Origin of the sequence: Bacteroides faecium (genome assembly GCF_012113595.1) — a bacterium.
GTDB classification, from domain to species: domain Bacteria; phylum Bacteroidota; class Bacteroidia; order Bacteroidales; family Bacteroidaceae; genus Bacteroides; species Bacteroides faecium.
Genome location: NZ_CP050831.1, coordinates 3,904,241 through 3,924,902, shown reverse-complemented (window position 1 = coordinate 3,924,902; position 20,662 = coordinate 3,904,241). Strand labels below are relative to the sequence as shown.

Genomic DNA, 20,662 nt, shown 5'->3' with positions numbered 1-20,662 from the left:
TATGTTTTTAAAAGTTTAGATTCAGACCAAAAATAAATGTTCTCAAGACAGGTTGTAGACCGAAGTCAACTCCATAATTTGAATCTCCCGGGCTACCGGAAAATGACGTTTCGGGGTCATAACCGGAATATTTGGTGAGAGTCAGCAAGTTATCAGCCGACACATAGACTCTTAAAGAGTTCACTCGGAGTTTCTTAACAACCGATTCCGGCAAAGTGTAGCCCAAGGTCACAGTTTTCAATTTAAAATAGGAAGCATCTTCCAAATAACGCGTAGAGGTCTGTACGTTGTAGTCATAATCGTATCCGGTATGCACTCCGATTCGTACAGGACGGGGGATCGTGTTGCTTGTTCCTTCTCCGCGCCAGTATCCGTTGGCTACTTCTTTGCTTACATTAAAGTATTGTTCCACAGATTCGCCCCGGTCGCTTACTTTTACATTCGATAGTGCGAGCCCCAAATGGTCGGTACCTTCGGAACTATTCACTCCCCGCCATGCCGACATTACTTTGCCGCCTACGGAGAATTGCCCGAACAGAGACAGGTCAAAACCTTTGTAGGAGAAATTGGAAGTGATACCTCCATAAAAGTCAGGAATAGCTTTTCCTACATTCATTCGGTCGGCATCGGAAATGTCTCCGTCTTCGTTGTAATCGAAATATTTCACGTCGCCGGCACGCACCCCTTTAGCATACAGTTTCGCAGGCACTTCGTCATCACGCTGGTAGATACCTTCCATCTTTAGCATATAGAATGTACTGATAGGCTGTCCGTTAATCAACGCGTGCATCGAACCGCCCAAGAGGTTACTTCCGCTACTGGGAACTATATACATATCATTTCCTTCGATGAGGGAAAGCAGTTTGTTCTTCACGAAAGAGATGTTTCCGCCCAAATCCCATTTGAACTTTCCGGTAAGAATTTTGCCGTTCAAAGCCAATTCGAGTCCTTTATTCTCCAATGAACCGATATTGGACTGCAAGGTGGTATATCCGGTGGTCGCATTGACCGGTTTTTTGAACAGCAGGTCGGTGGTCTTTTGATAGAACATATCTACGTTCAAAGTCAAACGAGACTGAAACATCTCTATATCAAATCCAAGATTGAACTGACTGGCTTTCTCCCAAGTCAAGGCACGGGCATCTTGCGAAATCTGGAATCCGGCGGAACCATTGTAGGAAGCGCCGCCCGCACTGATAAGTGACAGCGGAGCATAATTGCTCACTCCTGCCATGCTTCCTGTCATACCCCAGCTTAGTCTTAACTTGGCGTCATTGACGTATTTGTTTTTCGGGAAGAATCCTTCATTGGATGCCCGCCACGCAAAAGAAGCAGAGGGGAAATAACCGTATCTCTTGTTCTTTGCAAAACGGGAAGAGCCGTCACTACGCAATGAGGTATTCAGTATATATTTGTTGTCCCAGTTCAAAGCGATTCGTCCGAAATAGGATTCTAAAGCGTAAGAGGTATAGCTGATGTTTCCGGCATAAATATTGGGGCCTGCATTGATTAAATCAAAGTTTGAGGAAGGAAATGCGCCGTTGGCGTAGTTGTCACTCTTTGCGCCGAATTGCTCATAAGTGTATTTTTCAAACGAGTGTCCCAACATGACGGAATAGATCAGTTTGTTCCATTCATTGTTGTAAGAGAATATATTGTCTATCACATAGCGGAAGCTCTGGTCTTTTTGTTCCGCCAATGCTCCCCAACCGCTGCTGTTTTTGCGGGCGTCATGTTTGTCCGACAGTTTCTTAGAGGTGTTATCCAAAATGCCATATACACTTACTGTCGGTGTGTATTTGAATCCTTTGAAGGGGGTGACGTCTATGCTGAACACGCCGGATAGTTGATATTTCTTGGCTACCCAGTCTTCTTCGTTTATCAGCATTACGGGATTGTGGCGCAGAATATCCGTTCCATTCACTTTGTAGGATGTTCCGTCTTCTTTGTAGGGTGAATACCAAGGTTGTTCTTCACGTGCCGTACGCAGCACTTTCAGACTGGTACTTGTTTCTTCCAACAGGTCTGAACGGCTGACGGAACCTGCCAAGTTCATATTCAGTTTGAAGATGTTATTGATCTTATGGGTGAACTTTGCGCGCATATTATATTGGTCATAGCTGCTTTTATTCAAATATCCTTCCTGCGTGTTGGCTCCCAAAGAGGCGAAAAAGGTGGTCTTTTCATTTCCACCGGAGATGCTGATGGAGCCGGTACCTGTCTTTGAGTTTTTTCTTGATATTTCTTTCACCCAGTTGGTTTCCTGAATGTGGGAAGGAATATACAGTTGAAGGTTAGCTCCCATCTGTACATTGTAATTGTCGATGGCGGCTTGCATAGTGTTCATATATTCTGTCGAATTGGCCATTTCAATGTCATTGGCAAGGTAGGCAAATCCGTAGCGGCCGGACACTTCTATCTTTGTCTTGCCTTGCTGACCTGATTTAGTGGTTATCAACACGACTCCGGCATTGGCACGCGAACCATAGATGGCAGCGGCGGAAGCGTCTTTCAAGACTTCCATACTTTCAATGTCATTCGGATTCAGGTTGGGATATTTTTCACTCGGGATACCGTCAACAACATAAAGCGGCGAACTTCCTCCACTGACGGAGCCGATGCCGCGAACGGTTACATTGGGGCTTTCGCCCGGAGTGCCGGAAGCTGAGGATATATTCACACCTGCCACACGTCCTTGCAGCATTTTTATCGGGTTATAGTCATTACCTTGGTCTATATTCTCCATCTTTACTTTACTGATGGAAGTTGTCACCAGTTTTTGTGACTGTACTCCGTAGCCGACAACGACGACTTCATCAATCATTTTGCTATCTTCCTGAAGTACGACTTTCACTAATGTCTGACCGCCCACAGGTAGATCGACTGTCTTATATCCTATATAGGAGATTGTCAATATACCTTTTTCCGGCACATCTGCCAATGTGAATTTTCCATCGAAATCTGTTATCGTCCCATGTGACTCACCTTTGACCACAATGCTTGCTCCGATAATAGGTTCTCCCTTTTCATCTACAACGGTGCCTGTTACTTTTTTGGCTACTGACTTGTCCTGAGCTTTACGAATCAATACAATCACATTGTCTTGTTCTTTTTTATAGGTCAGTTCCATTCTGCCCAGAAGTTGTTCCATCGTTTGGGCGATTGTCGCATTTTGAACATTCAGCGATATTTTCTGATTTAATTCAGGAAGACTTTCACTGTAGAAAAATTTGTAATTACTTACTTGCTCGATTTTCTTTAAAGAGGCTCTTAAAGAAATGTCTTTCACATTCACCGTTATCTGGGAATAAGCGACAAAAGAGATGCTTAAAAACAACAGCAGGCATATAGCCCGTAGTGTTCTCCAGTTCTTACTTCCCTCAGTATGGGTTTGAGGGAGTTTCACAAAGGTTTTTCTGTTTTCCATATATCAAAACTTTTAAGTTGTTTGATAGGTATACAGACTGCTATATCCTCCCGTCCAAGCGCCTATCAGACTTTAACTCTCGTTAACTTATTCAAATTAGAGAATAAAAAAGCCATTCCAAAGAAGCGGGCTCCGGAATGGCTCTATTCTATGTTTTACTCAATAAACGATTATATTACTTTGTATTCACCAATATTACGTTCTTCTGCATTAAAGGAGACACCGACTTTTACTAGCTCACGCCCGTCTGTACGGTAAGGTAACAAATAACCTTTTTCATCTATTTGCCTCAGAGCTTCGTCTACTGTTCCTTCCAGTTTAAACTCAAAAACATAAATACGGTCTTTCGTTTTCACCACGGCATCGGCACGACCTTTTGCGCTACGGACTTCTGCATCTACATATTGTCCCATCAACTTAAAGACGAGATAAAAGATAACCTGATAATGACGTTCGGTCTTTGTATTCAATTCATAGGGAATGTCGGCAAAGAATGATTTCATACGTTCCATAAAAGAATGAACATCGCCCGATTGAAGTTCGCGGACAAACTTAACAGCATTAAAATCTGTTTCATCGGAAGAGATGGGAGTATAATAGGGTATCAAGAATTTAAGAAAACCATATTTCACCTCATCATTCGGAAAACCTAGCGTATATAGATTCAATGATTTATCAAAGTTTTTAATAGTCAGATAGCCACTTTGGTAGATCATCGGAAGGGGATTCTTTGTCTCTGCACGGTATTCGGCAAATCCGGAACTTCCTACTTCCAAGCCATCTATCAGCAAACGCAAGTCATAGTCACTTTGCTTCAACAGGTCTACAAGATAGGTAGGAGTACCGGTCTGGAACCAGTAATTATCAAACATTAATCCATCAAAAACATTGAGTACACTGAAGGGATTAAATAGTCCTTCTTCGCTGTATGTAAAGTGATAGCCATCGTACATCGCTGTCATTTTATCGACTGTATCTTCAAAGGACATCTCCTGCACTTCTGCCAACCGCTCCAACTCGGGAGTAAATGTCGATACTAATTCTTTTTTAGTAATACCACAGATATTGGCGTATGGAATCTTCATGCTAATATCATTCAGTTGATTCAAATCACTGAACACACTTACTTGGGCAAATTTAGTGACTCCTGTCAAGAATATAAACCGAAGATAGCGGTCGGAACTTTTCAGCACACCATAAAAGGCTTTCAGAATACGACGGTATTCATCCAACAGGTTCTCGTCCAAAAGAGCTTGCAGCAATGGTTTATCATACTCATCAACCAATACCACAACTCCTTTTCCTGTTTTCAGGCAGGCTTGCTCAATGACATAACTAAAACGTTCTTCAGGGCTGCGGTCTTTTTTCTCGTCACCATAGATGGCTTCCCATTTCTCTAAATATTGGTTTAGCATGGCAACCAAATCTGCCACCGTCTCATATTTCTTCGCATTCAAATCAAGATGCAGAACTGGGTATTGCTCCCACTTTGTCTCTAACTTTTCAATTGCCAGGCCTTCAAAAAGGTCTTTACGGCCTTGAAAGTAGGCTTCAAAAGTAGAAATTAGCAGACTTTTGCCAAAACGACGGGGACGACTAAGGAAATAGGGCACTTTAGTAGCTGCTATCTGATATATAATGGTTGTTTTATCCACATACAAACACCCCTCTGCACGCATCTTTTCAAACGTTTGTATCCCTATCGGCAATTTACGCTCCAATGTATTCATTGCATCTTCAAATTAGTGTACCACAAATATAGATGTTATTCGATGAATAAACAAAGATACTCTATGAAAGTTCCACTTATTTTTCCTTCAAGACAATCACTGAACCGTCCATTTCATAATAGAAAGGTGAAGTAAGCATCAGGATATTCAATGCATTCTGTATACCACCACCCGGTATGGTTCCGGTGAAATATTCATTAGGCAGTTTATTGGAATCGAAGCGAATCTCCACGTCATAAATACGTGAAAGAGTTTTCATTATATTCTCCAAAGATTCTTTCTCGAAATAGATATTTCCTTTCGTCCATTCAATGTAGTCATTTGGGTGCACTTGAGTGGCTGTTATCTTATGGGTGGCTTTATTATATTCTATTTTGTCGCCGGGCTTCATGATATGCGACGTTTTCTGCGCATAGACTCCCACTTTTCCTTCCAAAAGAACGACTGTCACGTCTTTGGCGTCTCCATAGGCTGATACATTGAAAGAAGTACCGAGTACTTTCACTTCCAAATCGCCAACTTGCACAATAAAGGCATGCTTTTCATCATGGGCTACTTTGAAATAAGCTTCACCATTCAGTTGCACACGACGCACTTTTTCTCCGAAGTTATTCAGGTAGCTTAATTGTGAAGCTGAATTGAGAACGACATTCGTTCCGTCCGGCAGTTCGATAGTTGCTTTGTCTCCTTTATCGGCTTTTACTATAAAGGGAGCACCCTGTGTTTGAGAAAAATCTATAAGATAATAGGTGAAGAAGGCGATAGTTATAGGCAAAAGGATGGCGGCAGCCCATTTCCAAGGATTCATACGGATGATTCTTGGTTTCTCTTTCTCTTGTGTTTCTTCTTTGATTCGGGCGAATAGTTTGTCACGCAATACCGGATTGATGTCGGCATCCGATTTGGAAAACTCCTCTTCCCACCAGCTTTGTAAGCGGCGGTCATTCTTTATCCAATCGGAAAGCTCCTTAATCTCAGCATCCGTTATATTTCCTTCGAAATATTTCTCAATCAGCTCTTTATAATATATTTTATCCATCTTCTTACTTATTTACAGGTATACATTTTCATCCTATCTACTATCCAAAAACGTGTATTACAATTACATTTCATTAACAAAGAAGGCGAGCAGAAGCGCAATTACCTTATCGTAATGCTTCATCAACTGTTCACGCATAAACTTCACAGCCAAAGATAATTGTGTGGCGACCGTGCTTTCGGAAATCCCCATCATCTCGGCAATTTCCTTATTCGTATAGTTCTGACGCTTGCTTAGGATAAAGATTTTCTTTCGCTGTGCAGGCAATTCCTCTGCCAATGAGTCGATATAGTCGTTCAAAAAACGAAGGTCGATAGCATCTTCTGTCTGCGAATCACGGTCTACCCCACTTTTTAGCAGATATTCATTGTAAACATATTCAACAGTCTGACGCTGATACATATTCATCAGTAAGTTTTTGGCTATCGTACAGAGAAAAGAAATAAATGAAGCGTCGGAATCGACTTTCTCACGTACTTCCCATATACGAATGAAAGTGGATTGCACCACTTCTTCAGCCATATATTGATTGCCGGAAGAAAGCCGCATAATGAAATTGTACAGTTTGCCACTATACATCGTATATAACTTTTCAAATGCCTGAAAAGAACCTTCCTTTAACTTGATTAATAAAAGTTTTTCAGCAGTAGAGTCAATCATATTTTAGAGTTTTGTGACAAAGGTATGTTACTGTTGGTCTGAAACTGGTGACAATATTATTAATATTTTCTCAATTATCCGATTTTTCGGAAAGGTTTCTGCATAAAAACTCTAAAAGCGATATTCTATCCTTGGTGATAAAATATCGCTTTTAGAGGTATATAGAGATAAAAACAGGTTGTACACTAATAAGTCAAACGAATACCTGCCTGTATATTGAAGTTGAACGGATTCTCTTTACGGATGGTCTGTGTATCCGAACCGTCATCAAAGTAATAAGCTACACCCGGCTCTACATAGATACCGACACGCTTCGTTGCATTCAACTGCGCACCTACCGCACCGGATACTGAGAATTGGAGAGGTTTCACTGTCTCCTTTTCAGAGCCGAGCTTTCCATAGACACATTTCTCAACCATACCGCCACCGGACACATAAAGAGTTACGAGTTTCTTATCAAGGAAGTTCCAGTTGGCACGCAACGGAATACCGATATAGTGGAGTTTCTGCTCTATCTTCTGGTCAGCATCTGCCAGTTTGGCATCCGAGGAAAGTAACGTATAAGTCAAACCTGACTCCAGGGAAAAACCTCTGCCTAGAGCTTTACGAACGGATAATCCGAAAGAGATAGGTTGATGATGTTCGATATCGACTACCTGTTTTGCCTGGCGCAAGTAAGGTACTCCGTCCTCAAAGACTACAGTTTGGTCATTAGGAATCTGCAACAAGCCATTTGAAACAGAAAGCATGCTGACGCGAGAAGGATATACACCCGAACCTACTTCTGAAGAAGCACCACCCGAATTCCCGACTCCCAGTCCCATCGACCAAGTACCTTTCCGGGAAGATGCTTTCTCGGTCGGAATATGATATTTATCTTTACTGGAAGGACGTCGCGGTCTGTTGCTCGCTGTCGGTCGTTCCGTATCTTTCGCTTGAGTTTGAGTTTGACCGGCATTTGTTTCTTCGGTCGGTTTTACCTCATCTACGGCTTTTCCGGGTTCGTTTTCTTCAATTACAGATTCCGGTTTGTCTTTCACTATAGGTTCATCATCTACCTGTGTTTTATGTTCCGGGACATTCCGGTCTGCTTTCGCCAATCGGTCTTCACGAGTAACAGGTCGCAGAACAGGTTCGACGGAAGTGCCTTGCATGTCCGGTTGTTGCACGCCCGGCAAAGCATCGGGCGTAGAAGCCAATGTCGGTGTTTGTATATGACGCATTTCATCCGCCGCAGGTGTACCCAGGAAATACAGGCTTACTGACGAAACGACAGCTAGCAATATAACAGCCGCAGCCGCCATCATCCATTTTCGATAAGGATATATCTTCCTCTCCACAGGGGGCATAAGCTCTTTCTCCAGTTGTTCCCAACCGGAAGCAGGTGTCGGCTCGGAATAATCCGCAAGCTTCTCCTTCAACTTATTCATCCACAATTCTTTCTCTTCCATCTCTATCTATCCATTATTCATTATCCATTCTTTTACTCTTTTTGCCAATACCGTCTTCGCGCGAAACAGTTGCGAAGCCGAAGATTTCTCATTAATACCTAATACCTGAGCGATTTCTTTGTGTGATTTGTCCTCGAACGTATAAAGGTTGAACACTGTGCGATACCCCGCCGGCAGTTCTTCAATAAACTGCATCAACACCTTTTGTGGTATCGCTTCCACATCGGAAGCATCCGGCTCTTCATATTCTTCGGGCAACTCTTCCAATGACGCTGCCTGATTGATTACATCATTCTTCCGGAGATACTGCAAAGCGGTATTGACCACCACCCGCTCCATCCAAGCCCGCAGGGAGCCTTCACCCCGCCAGGTGAATTTGTCGAAAGAGTCGAATATCTTTATAAAACTGTCGTGAAGCAGGTCCTGGGCCGTATCACGGTCGCCGGTATAGCGTAGACAGATGCCAAGCATACGCCCCGCATACTGCTCATACAGTTCCTTGCGGGCCCGGTTCTTTCCTTGCCTGCATTGTTCCGACAACTCAAATTCTTCCATTCGCTTATACACGTGTTTACCTTATAAATGCAGCAAAGATAGAAATACTGCATAGAGAGAACAACTCTTTTGCCACTTTTGTTTCTTTAACAGATGCAGATGCAATATTTTGGGTTCCCGTGCATTTTCTGAATACAAAGCAATAATATTAATCAATCTAAAACCTAGTTTATATATGAAGAAATTTAAATTCATTGCCTTTATCTTTGCTATTATGACCACAATGCCGATTTTCCAGTCATGCCTGGACGACGATGACAGTCCGTCCGACTTACTGGTTATCAGTACAATAAATATGATGAGCCAGGATAGCAAGGATTTTTATTTCACCTTGGATGATGGAAAAAAGATGTATCCAAGTAACGGACAAGGATGGAGTAACGCGGATTTTGTGGATGGGCAGCGCGCCTTTGTCATGTTCAACGAACTGGAAGAGCCGGTAGGTGGATATGACTATAATGTTCAGGTAAAACAGATAAAAGAAATCCTGACCAAGGATATCGTCACTATGGATGAGGAAGAAAACAATGAGGAGAAAATCGGAGACGATAAGATTAACGCTACTTATATGTGGATTAACAAGGATAAGAAATATCTGACTATCGAATTCCAATATTATGGTACGCATAGCGAAGATAAGAAACATTTCCTGAATCTGGTTATCAATAATCTCACCCCGGCTCCTACCGCAGATGAGGAGAGTGAAGAGGATGAGTTTATCAATCTGGAATTCCGCCACAACAGTGAAGGGGATTATCCTCAGACTTTAGGCGAAGGATATGTATCTTTCAAGCTGGACAAAATCAAGGAACAGATGGAAGGAAAGAAAGGGCTAAGAGTCCGTGTCAATACCCTATATGGCAAAATAAAAACATATGAAGTGAAATTTCCCTAATCTGCTAAAATCTGAGAAATATGGAAGACACTCTTTTTTAATATTATATATTAATTACGCAAAAGAGGGCGGTAGTTGTGAAACTCCCGCCCTTCTTACTTTTAATACTTCGTTATTTTATCCTCTAAAAAAAGAAAGTTTATTTCTTATCTCCAAGATAATTCCATACTCCTGCGCTCAAAGCTGCTCCTACAAACGGGGCAATGATGAACAACCATAATTGTGAAAGGGCTTCTCCACCCTGGAACAATGCCGGAGCAATACTACGTGCCGGATTGACGGATGTACCTGTGATAGGGATACATACGATATGTACCAGTACTAAAGTAAGACCGATGGCAAGTCCGGCAAGATTGCCTGCGCCTTTCTTCGGATCGGTAGAGCCCAAAACGACTAATACGAAGATGAATGTGAATACTGCTTCGGCAATGAATGCTTGCAGCATTTCTCCATCACCAAAGCCGTTCGAGCCTGTTGCCGTAGGGCCGTCGTGAGCTCCGGTAGACACCAAAGCGTAAAGAATAGCCGAGCCGATAATTGCTCCTATCACTTGGAAGATCATATACATTCCCGCGTCTTTTCCATTCATACGTCCACTCAGGAATACTCCTAATGTAATAGCAGGATTAATGTGACAGCCCGAAATACCACCGATAGCATATGCCATCGCTACTACGGACAAACCAAAGGCCAAAGCCACGCCGATCGTTCCCACGCCAGCGCCTACTGTATCGGCCAAACCACCTGCAAAGACGGCACTACCACATCCCATAAGGACGAGTACCATCGTTCCAATCATTTCTGCAATGTACTTTTTCATACTTAATCAATAAATTGTTTATTTGTTTATTAGTTTATCTTTCAAAAGTAGATAATTAACTCCGGAAATCAAAGTCTATATGTATAATTATGATTAACTTTGCGGCATTTTTCGAATATAGAAAATTACATCAATGAAAAAAGGACTTTTTTATGCTATACTGGCCTCTGTGTTATGGGCTATTGTCAATCCGTTTATCAAACAAGGACTAAGCTACGATTTTACTCCGATGAACTTTGCCGGAATTCGTTTCGCGACTGTGGGGATTATCCTTTTCGCCTATACGTGGCACAAGGGGATGTGGAAAGAAATACGTCAGCACAGCAGATTGTTTCTTAATCTGATTCTTATCAATATGTTTATGGGATACACGGCTTTCTACTTCGGCGTGGATTTTGTGAGTGGCGCCATCTCGTCCATTATCATGGGGATGACTCCACTTATCAATGTGCTCTTGGCACATTTGCTTGCTAGTAATGACAGACTGAATGTTCATAAAATAATCAGTCTTGTGGTCAGCCTTATCGGTCTGTTCCTGATTATAGGAATGGGGAGTGACGGTGCGCCGCTCGATTGGAAAGGAATTACCGGTATTGTACTATTGCTGCTCAGTATTATTTTTCAAGGGTATTCCGCTATCTCCGTTTCGGAAGATAAGGGGAAGGTGAACCCTATTTTCCTGAATGCTGTTCAGATGTTTTTTGGTGGTCTACTTATATATATGGTAGGACTGGGCACGGAAGGTTATCATTCTTTTATCGGAAAACCGGGCGGGTTCTATATCAGTCTTGGTATCCTGGTGTTTATTTCTGTCTTTGCTTTCAGCTTTTGGTTTATTGCTTTGCAGAGCAAGGGCGCGAAGGTCAGCGATATTAATATGTGCCGGTTGATTAATCCGATCCTCGGCGCAGTATTGAGTTGGATGATGCTCCCGGATGAATATCCGACATTCAGTACGGTGGCAGGGATGATTATTATCGTCAGCTCCCTGATTATTTATTTCAAAGGAGCTGAGATAAGTCAATGGTTCAAGAAGATTAATGCATAAAAGGAATCCGGACAGGTTATAAAAACACTTGTACGGAATAGCATATTGCATTTGAAGCACAACATACATCAGTTCTACAACAAGTTCCAGAGCTATAACAAGTTTCGGGTTATAACAAGCATTGCATAGAGTGCAAGCATGGAGTTACAATAAACATTGGATAGACTGTAAGGTCAGCATTTCTTTAGGTACTGCCGCTTTTATCTCTTCTTTCAGTACGCAGAGAAGGCTGTGACGCACGAAATCTTTGCTTGTAGCTAGTACAACCTGACGCGTCGGACGCGGAATGGCGAATGGGCGTACCAGCTTCCGTTGTTCTTCCGTCAACTGGGATACTGCCAGTTCGGGAATAAAGGTTATCCCTTTCCCACTTTCTACCATGCGCATAAAGGTTTCCATGCTCCCCAGACGGTAAGCCATCTGACTTACTTTTACTGCTTCCATCTGGCAGAAACGGACGAGTTGGTCACGGAAGCAATGTCCTTCATCCAGCAGCCAAAGGCGTTCGCCGGTTATATCGGAAGTACGGACAACATCATGTTTAAAAGAGGGCTCTTTCTTGGATACGTAGGCGTAAAATTGTTCGTAGAACAGTGTTTCTTCCGTTAGGAAAGTATCTTCCAGTTTGCTGGCTATAATCCCTGCATCCAAATCTCCGCTATGCAGTGCTTGCTGAATATCCTGCGTTTTCATTTCCGTGACACGAATATCCAGTTCAGGGTATTTCTCCATCAGTTGCGGAAAGAAGCGTGGAAGCAGATAGGGCGCAATAGTCGGCAATACTCCTAAACGGAATACACCGGATAGTGATTGCTTTTCTTCACTAATGATTTCTTTGACCTGGGCTGCTTGTGCCAGTATCACACGAGCTTGGTCTATTACTTTTTGCCCGATAGCTGTCGGGCAAACGGGTTGCACAGTCCGGTCGAACAGTTTCACTCCGAGTTCATCTTCCAGTTTCTGAATCATGGCGCTCAATGTGGGTTGTGTCACCCTGCAATATTCGGCTGCACGGGCGAAATGCCGGAACTGGTCAACAGCCAATATATATTCTAATTGTTGTATAGTCATCTATCAAATCATATTAAGTTATAGATTTCTTCTATGCAAAGATAGAAATTTTCAGTTTGACAGCAAGCACTTTTCGCCTTATCTTTGCAATACAGAAAAAAGAAAATTAATATAAATCATTAAAAATAATAAGATTATGAAGACTTTAGAATTTATCAAATTGAACGAATCAGGAGCAAACAACGTAGTAGCATCTTTGCAACAACTATTAGCAGACTTCCAAGTGTATTACACGAATCTTCGTGGTTTCCACTGGAATATCAAAGGACATAACTTCTTCGTTCTCCACAGCCAGTTCGAAAAGATGTATGACGACACTGCCGAAAAGGTGGACGAAATCGCAGAACGTATCCTTATGCTGGGCGGCACTCCCGCCAATAAGTTCAGCGATTATCTGAAAGTTGCCAATATCAACGAAGTGGATAAGGTGAGCAATGGAGACGAAGCACTGAACAGCATCCTTCAGTCTATCAGTTATCTGATTGGTGAGGAACGCAAGATTCTGTCTATCGCTTCACAAGCCGGAGACGAAGTAACCGTTTCGATGATGAGCGATTACTTGAAAGAACAGGAGAAATTGGTTTGGATGTTGGTGGCTTATAATAGCAAGTAATTTAGATAAAAGGTTTAGGTTTTAAGTGAAGAAGAGAGAATACTTCCATAATATGGGGTATTCTCTCTTTCTTCTTTATTATAATGTCAATGCAGTAAATCTATATTCCAGGTTTATTTATCAAATCTGACATTGGGTTCCCATTCTGTTATAACGCTTGCCGAAGTAGCCGTTGCAGTATGCCCGTTACCTGTTATGTCAGTAAAGGAAAGTCCAGTACCTTCATCCATAGGCCAATAAGCAATCAAATCAGGATTGTCCGGACTAATGGCAAAAAATAGATTATTCTTGATTTGGTTAGGGGTTCTTGCAACTTTCCACAAACGCACCTGACTCATGCCGCACTTATCCGGGAAGTAACTGCCGCTGGATATCATTTCTACAAGATCCATACGTACTTCGCCATTCTTTGGTGAAGGGGGATCGAACTTAACATCCGGTTCACCATTACGGTAAATAGTAAAGGTAGTTCCATCATAAACAAATGCCAGATGATACCAGGTATTAGGTACGAAATCACGTGCTGTTTCCACCTGTCCACCCAATGTCTTAACCTGAAGATAGTTGTATGGGCCATTGGCGTCTCCAAAACGGATATAGATTTCGTGGTCGCTACTACCAAGATTAAAGATAGCCTGATTGTTTTTGCTGAAAGCCGACATGCGAACCCAACATTCCAAACTCCATTGTGCAACACCGATTCCCCATTTTTCTTCAGGAAGAGTAGTTATCTTACCTTGAGTACCTGTCATTACCGGTACGGATACAATCAACGGTTTAGCCAGTAAATATATAAATTTGGACTGGGTAACCGACATATCGACATTTCCGGTGACTACATCTCCCAATTCAATAGGAAAAGCATAGTTTTTTCCCTGGGTATCAAAGTTATCAATGTGGATTCTGTATCCTGCGCTAATATCTCCTGCCGGAATAGTAACCTTCGCATTTTCAGGCAGTTTATAGCTGGATAAAAGTTCGTATTCCGTACTGTTCTGCTCATTATATTCTGCCAGCAAAGCAGGATTCAATTTTAGTGTCACTTCCGTATCACGTTCCATTTTTTTAGCAAGCCGTACAATGATGTTTATATCAGCTCCCGTCGTCTCAATAAATACCGTAGTAGACTTGGATGAAGAAGCTGCATCAGCAATATAAACGCTATTGCTTTTCGTACTATACTCGGCGTTATCACAGCCAAAGAATATCATTGCAAATAGTACGGTCAAGATGCTCGATTGATATATTCTTTTCATAATTTATTATTTTTAATTCAACAATCCGGGTTTGTTCATCACTCTTCCGGTGCAGGTTCTACAGGATTCAGTCTCTCTTTATATATGGTATACATATTAGTTATTCCCTGGCGCAGGAAATAGTATTCGGGAGAACCATTATAATCACCTTTCCCTTGATTATAATCAAAACCTGAACGATAAAGTCCACATCCGCCTATCTGCTCATTGATATCATTTTTATTATAAACGTACTTGGACATTCCCAGGAATCCACCTCCTGTACCGGCATACGACTCAAAGTTTTCGGTAAAGATGGTTCTTCTCACAATCTCGTCCTTCGTAATGGTGCCGTCATTCACCCAATTCTCCATATCAGTGAAAACTCCTTCCAGACGGGTAGTCAAATTACTGGCTGATGTAACTCCATAAGCCTGAAGAACAAAATAATCTACATAATAAGAAACCCAGTCTTTATCCATACGACCTCTGACACCAATTTCACCATCGATGATGAATAATAATCCCGGTTTAGCCGGTTTACGTCCATCACGGTCTGTCCGCTGTGAACCTTTACCAAACCAATAGCTAAGTTCCTCTACGAAAATTCTTCTTTGCACTTTATTAGTCCACAGGTAATTGCTGGAGCCACCGCCGCCCTGCGGTTCGTAATCCCAGTCGTAGCCATCATATCCGGATTCTATCACATGATCGTAGATAGCTTCGGCATAAGTGCGGATAGCCGGTCTTACCACAGCTTCATCACTGCTATTGCCAATATTATATATAGGCAGTTCGGGCATATCATCTCCGACCTGTGCAGAGAAAAGGGTAACTACCACTTTCGTACCTTTTACTTTTTGCACATATTCCATATCTGCACGACGTTCCGGACTTAGGTTGAACTTTGGATGACCTCCCCAGTTGGAAGCTATCGTTACGGAATCCGGCAAACCCCTCAGACTATTCTCACCCGTGGGAGAAGTTCCTGTCCAGTTGTCGAACCAAACAAATATCTGAGGCAGATTCGGAGTACTTTTCCATTCGCGTAAAGCTGCATAATCAGCTTCAGTTTTCGTAGTCCCATTTAAATCCGACTCTCCAAATTTTATAGGTTCAATCTCTACCCAATCGCTGCATCCCGCTAAAATCATGCAGGCGAAAGTTATATAGAACGATATATTTAAATATTTCATCTTCATAATATTACATTTTTAAGATTTAATTCTTACGTGCCCACCAAAGATCCGTAGCTCCCGTATCGGCTCCTCCCAACAAGTTGGCTACAGCAGCCTCGACATTCTGTGTATTGCCGGAGTATTCAGAAACAGGATAAGGCAAACGACGTACCAGGCGAGTCTTGGAATTAGTAATACTACCTATGGAATTGGCAGAACTTAGATTACTCTGAGCTGTAATCATCTGCGGATATCCTGTACGACGATGGTCTGCCCAAGCTTCAAATCCCAATGGATAGTTGGCAAGCCATTTCTGGGTGATGATCTTTTCCAATTTCATAGTTGTGGTAGCCGAGCCATTATCCCAGGATACTGTAATAGAGCTAAAACTCGGGGCATTCACGTTTCCGTTAGGATCGTTATACCTGGTTGCAGATGTAGTACCAGACAAATAAGTACCTATCGCTACACCATGTTGCTCCATTGAAGTAGTAATCCCTTGCTCATAATAGATTTTACTTTGGCTTGTTCCACCGGGAATCCATCCTTGTAATGCCGCTTCGGCCTTCAGGAAGAATGTCTCTGCCGCACAATAAACCAATAAAGGAGAATCCTTTTTGAATGCCGGCTTCGAATATTGAGCTGTTCCGTAAATGCCTTTATTAATATTAGGAATACCTATACGAACACCACGATAAACATCATCCGCCGTCTTGAGCATATAAACAGAACGACGAGGATCGTTATATCCATTCATGTAAGCAGACATCATGGCATTCATGGCAAGATCTCCCCAGTCATTGGATGCCTTGTAGTAAGGATTATCAGAGGTAGGCAAGAAAGCATTATCGCCATTAGACTCAATAACACCGGCTGCAATCGCCTTTGTCATCACTTCTTTTGCATAATCCGTATCCACATTGGCTATACGAACTGCCATACGAAACTTCAAAGAATTGGCAAACCGCACCCATTTACTAAAATCACCGTCGTAAATCAGGTCAAATTCTGCGATTGGAATTTTCTTTCCCTTATTTTCTTCCAAAAAGACTGTCAATGCATTAATGCTCTCATCCAGGTCATCAATCATCTTATGATATACATCTTCTACGCTATCATATTCAACAGCAAACTGTCCGCCACCCATCTTTGAATATGGAATAGGTCCATAAGTATCCACAACACGCAGCATTACTGCTACCCGAATGATATTAACCCATGAAAAGACATATCCTTTTCCTTCAGTCACATCTTTAATAGTCAGATAGTTGGAATAGAATTTAGTAAACAGTGTGTTGAAAGGATACTCCACCCAGTTGGCCGGCGGATTGAAAGTGCCGAAATTAGTACCTTGCCAGTTATTGGTCGTAGCAAAGTATCCTCCGTATTGTCCACCCACCATTTGCTCAATCATCTGATTCTGATTCTCCTGAAAATTATGCATCAGATAAAGCATACTGGGAATCAGTGTACCTACCCTTTCTGCTTCAGTCATATCTTTTGTAGGATCCGGGTTAGTCGGATGAGTATTCAACTCCTCAAAATTACCCGTACACGATGCGAATAGTACTGCACAGCAGATACTCATCGCTACTATTATCGTTGTTTTAAATCTATATTGTTTCATGATTTAATATCAGTTTAGAATTGTAATTTAAGACTAAAGCCGATGTTTCTTAAACTCGGTTGCATGAAGTAATCCACACCGGTATAGTAAGTATTCGTTGCCGAAGCCACTAATTCCGGATCGAAAGGAGCCTTACAATAGATCATACCTAAATTATTTCCAACTACTCCCAACGTTACATCAGCAATATTGTACAGTTTCTTTCTTGGTATCGTATATTCAACACTGACTTCCTGAAGACGGATATTGGTTGCCTTATAGATATAATGGGCTCCTTGTCCCGTACCGGCAGCCACGATGTTAAGATAATCACGAGCCGATATCTTCTTTTGGTTGATAGTGATGTTATCCTGTTCACGCAACTTGGCACTATATTCCGAAACTCCGTATCTGTCAAGAACAGCCTGCGTATTCGAAACAACATTTCCTCCGAATCGTCCGGTCAACAAAACGTTGAGTCTGACACCTTTATAGGAGAATGAATTTCTCCATCCCATATTAACTTTCGGAAGCAGGGAACCTACCTTTTTATATTCTGTATTCACCATTGATGGCAGGAATGTGGTAGGATTAAGGTAAACATATCCATTGTCATCACGTTGAAAATCGCGGTTTACATAGATATCACCCATCGTACCGCCTTCTGTCAGCCTGACAATAGGAGAACCTGTACTTCCCAATGTAGCTTTATCCACATAAGGCATCTGGATCAATTCACCGGTCACTGTATTTCTAACACCGTCCGCCAGTTTCTTTACCTTATTCTTGTTATAGGTAAAAGTTACGTTTGATGCCCAGGAGAAACCTGCCCATTCATTTTGATAGCCCAAAGCCATTTCAATACCTTTATTCTGTACATTACCAGCCTGTATGTTTACTCCTTCATAACCTGAACCGGCAGGAAGAGAAGCAACAAACGTCTGATGACGGGTGTCCGACTGATAATAGGTAACATCAAAATTAAGCGAGCCGTTAAAGAACTTCATATTAAGTCCCGCTTCAAACGAGTTCGTTATTTCCGGCTTCAGATAGCGATTCGGATAAAGTGATTTCGCTTCATACTGGTTGGCCTGATCATTATATTCGTAATACTCTCTTGTCAGATAGGGCGCATACGAACTACCAACCGACGTGAAAGAAAGACGAGCTTTCAAGAATGTAAACCAATCCGGTAACTTGACAACTTCACTGATTATACCGGAAAGCCCCACTGAAGGATACATGAAGGACTTATCTCCTGATTCAGAGAATGCCAATGCCGAATCCCAGTCATTACGCGCCGTAAGAGTAAGATATAAGAAATGTCTATACCCTAATTCCACGTTGGCAAAGATTGACTGTGTCTGACGTTTCAGTCCGTCATCATCAATCTTGAAGTTTCCTGTACGGTCCATATTCTCAGCAGTAAAGAAATTGGTAGCGTTTTTAAGGTCACCGATCAGCGAATTTGATTCCATCCGTATATCCTTTATAGATGCTCCCAAGTTGGCTGACAGTGAAAAGTCATTGAATGTTTTATTAATATTAGCCAGAACATCTGCATAGATTTGCCTGTCACTGCGCGTACCCTGAGAGTATCGTCCTTTAGATCCGGCAAACGTAGCCAATGTACCTGCATAACGTTCTTCAGTATTGCGATAATCTGAATTATCGACATTGACACGTCCCTGCACATTCAACCAATCCGTAATAATATATTGCAAACCGGCAGCCAATTTATAACGTCTTTTTTCAGACTTGCTATCCATCCGGTTCATAATCCAATAAGGATTCTGAATAGATAATCCCTGATCTCCGTATGGCCAATACTGATTGTTCACTCCCATCAACTCATCATAACGCTCATAGATTCTCACTTCACCAAAATCTTCTCCACGAGGGAACAGATAAAGAGCAGGAAGAGGATTGAAATATTGTCCTTGGGAAACCATGTTCTTGCTATTCTGAATAACATAATTTGCGCTGACATCCAAAACAAGTTTATTGTTTATAAAAGAGGTTGTATTACGGAACAGGAAGTTATATCTGTTATACTTATTGTTCGGTAGAATACCGGCTGAATTATTCACTGATGCTGAAATATAGGTCTGACTCTTGTCATTTCCCGTGGCCAGTGAAACAGAATTAGAAACATTACTACCAGTGTTGAAGAACTTCTTGGGATCATATCGGTAATCAGTCTTTTCACCCCAGCTTGTTGTTTCACCTGTCACATTTCCATATGTATTCTGGAATTTAGGCATCATGAGCGGACTACTGAATGTGGTATTATTACTAAAAGTAAGCACGGTCTTATCCGCACGCCCTTTCTTCGTAGTGATCAGCACAACTCCATTGGCTCCTTCATATCCGTAAAGGGCAGCCGCCGACGGACCGGTCAGCAAAGTCATACTTTCGATGTCATCCGGATTAATGTCTGCCGCAGATTCACTACCCGGTTGTACGGATAACGCTCCTTCGCTGACATCATTATTCACACTCGAATTATACATAGGAATACCATCAATCACATAAAGTGCATTGTTACTTTGAGAGATGGACTTGGCACCACGCATAACCACCTTTACGGCTCCACCGGGACCGGATGCACTTGTATTGATTGTTGCTCCGGCTACCTTTCCGACAAGCGCGTTCATAAAGTTGGCGCTTTTCACAGTAGTCAGTTCATCGCTCTTCACTTGTTGTACATTGTAACTCAAAGCCTTTTCAGCACGTTTAATACCCAATGCTGTTACAACAACTTCATCAAGAACTTTCGTATCGGGAATTAATGTTATGTTATAAATATCCCTATCCTGAACTTTGATGCTCTGAGTAGCATAACCTATATAGGAAATCTTCAAAGTAGCATTCTTAAATGCCTGTATCGAAAACTCCCCGTCAATATTAGTTATAGTACCTGCGTCTGTTCCGTCAACGGAAACATTCACCCCAATCAGCGCTTCGCCTTGTTCGTCAACCACTTTACCTCTGATCTGCTTAGCCACCGGAGTGTCTTGTTTGACAGGAGTTATCATGATGTAACCACCCTTCAGTTTATAACCAAATCCTGTTCCTTTCAAGATAGCATCAAGAGCTTGTTCTAAAGTTTGATTATTGATATTCAGCGAGATACGTTTATTGCTTCCCAATTGTGATTCATTGTAAGCAACGGACATTTTAGATTGTTTTTCAATCTCCGTCAGAGCCTCCCGTAATGTAATTTCATTCCCTTTCAGGTTTATCCTCACATTGCCTTGGGCAAATAGAGCTGTCTGCATGAATAACAAACAGCAAAAAAATGTTATACATTTAGCTTTTAATAGATATAAAT

General features: G+C 41.9%; 15 protein-coding genes. 3 read left to right on the top strand and 12 right to left on the bottom strand.

Annotation, left to right across the window (positions count from 1 at the left end):
* Positions 1-7 precede the first annotated feature (7 nt).
* From BacF7301_RS14285 to BacF7301_RS14260, 6 genes are all read right to left on the bottom strand, one after another.
* Positions 8-3,427, bottom strand: a complete 3,420-nt coding sequence (locus BacF7301_RS14285; RefSeq protein WP_167963774.1) for a TonB-dependent receptor — start codon at positions 3,425-3,427, stop codon at positions 8-10.
* 170 nt (positions 3,428-3,597) lie between these two features.
* Positions 3,598-5,157, bottom strand: a complete 1,560-nt coding sequence (locus BacF7301_RS14280; protein ID WP_209319449.1) for an ATP-binding protein — start codon at positions 5,155-5,157, stop codon at positions 3,598-3,600.
* A gap of 76 nt (positions 5,158-5,233) precedes the next feature.
* Complete coding sequence (locus BacF7301_RS14275) at positions 5,234-6,196, bottom strand: FecR family protein (protein ID WP_167963773.1); 963 nt, start codon at positions 6,194-6,196, stop codon at positions 5,234-5,236.
* Positions 6,197-6,259: 63 nt separating this feature from the next.
* On the bottom strand, positions 6,260-6,856 hold the full coding sequence (locus tag BacF7301_RS14270) for an RNA polymerase sigma-70 factor (protein ID WP_167963772.1): 597 nt from the start codon (positions 6,854-6,856) through the stop codon (positions 6,260-6,262).
* Positions 6,857-7,041: 185 nt separating this feature from the next.
* A complete protein-coding gene (locus tag BacF7301_RS14265; RefSeq protein ID WP_167963771.1) occupies positions 7,042-8,307 on the bottom strand; it encodes a porin family protein in 1,266 nt (421 codons plus the stop codon).
* A 6-nt stretch (positions 8,308-8,313) separates the two neighbouring features.
* Positions 8,314-8,862, bottom strand: a complete 549-nt coding sequence (locus BacF7301_RS14260) for an RNA polymerase sigma factor (RefSeq protein WP_167963770.1) — start codon at positions 8,860-8,862, stop codon at positions 8,314-8,316.
* A gap of 175 nt (positions 8,863-9,037) precedes the next feature.
* On the opposite strand from BacF7301_RS14260, the gene BacF7301_RS14255 reads away from it, so the two are divergent.
* Entirely contained in the window at positions 9,038-9,757 is a 720-nt protein-coding gene (locus BacF7301_RS14255; RefSeq protein ID WP_167963769.1) for a NigD1/NigD2 family lipoprotein, read from the top strand.
* A gap of 139 nt (positions 9,758-9,896) precedes the next feature.
* Here BacF7301_RS14255 and BacF7301_RS14250 read toward each other — a convergent pair whose 3' ends face one another.
* Entirely contained in the window at positions 9,897-10,577 is a 681-nt protein-coding gene (locus tag BacF7301_RS14250) for an MIP family channel protein (RefSeq protein ID WP_167963768.1), read from the bottom strand.
* A gap of 133 nt (positions 10,578-10,710) precedes the next feature.
* On the opposite strand from BacF7301_RS14250, the gene BacF7301_RS14245 reads away from it, so the two are divergent.
* Entirely contained in the window at positions 10,711-11,625 is a 915-nt protein-coding gene (locus BacF7301_RS14245; RefSeq protein ID WP_167963767.1) for a DMT family transporter, read from the top strand.
* 144 nt (positions 11,626-11,769) lie between these two features.
* Here BacF7301_RS14245 and BacF7301_RS14240 read toward each other — a convergent pair whose 3' ends face one another.
* Positions 11,770-12,696, bottom strand: coding sequence for a hydrogen peroxide-inducible genes activator (locus BacF7301_RS14240; protein ID WP_167963766.1), 927 nt, complete (start codon positions 12,694-12,696; stop codon positions 11,770-11,772).
* A 136-nt stretch (positions 12,697-12,832) separates the two neighbouring features.
* On the opposite strand from BacF7301_RS14240, the gene BacF7301_RS14235 reads away from it, so the two are divergent.
* Entirely contained in the window at positions 12,833-13,309 is a 477-nt protein-coding gene (locus BacF7301_RS14235) for a Dps family protein (protein ID WP_007754058.1), read from the top strand.
* 113 nt (positions 13,310-13,422) lie between these two features.
* Here BacF7301_RS14235 and BacF7301_RS14230 read toward each other — a convergent pair whose 3' ends face one another.
* The 4 genes from BacF7301_RS14230 to BacF7301_RS14215 are packed head-to-tail and all read right to left on the bottom strand — an operon-like array spanning position 13,423 to position 20,609.
* The gene (locus BacF7301_RS14230) at positions 13,423-14,565 is read right to left on the bottom strand and encodes a DUF1735 and LamG domain-containing protein (protein WP_167963765.1); all 1,143 of its coding nucleotides are present in this window, start codon (positions 14,563-14,565) and stop codon (positions 13,423-13,425) included.
* Positions 14,566-14,603: 38 nt separating this feature from the next.
* Positions 14,604-15,746, bottom strand: a complete 1,143-nt coding sequence (locus BacF7301_RS14225; protein WP_167963764.1) for a glycoside hydrolase family 18 — start codon at positions 15,744-15,746, stop codon at positions 14,604-14,606.
* Positions 15,747-15,765: 19 nt separating this feature from the next.
* On the bottom strand, positions 15,766-17,349 hold the full coding sequence (locus BacF7301_RS14220; RefSeq protein ID WP_167963763.1) for a SusD/RagB family nutrient-binding outer membrane lipoprotein: 1,584 nt from the start codon (positions 17,347-17,349) through the stop codon (positions 15,766-15,768).
* A gap of 14 nt (positions 17,350-17,363) precedes the next feature.
* Positions 17,364-20,609, bottom strand: coding sequence for a SusC/RagA family TonB-linked outer membrane protein (locus BacF7301_RS14215; protein ID WP_167963762.1), 3,246 nt, complete (start codon positions 20,607-20,609; stop codon positions 17,364-17,366).
* Positions 20,610-20,662: the final 53 nt, after the last annotated feature.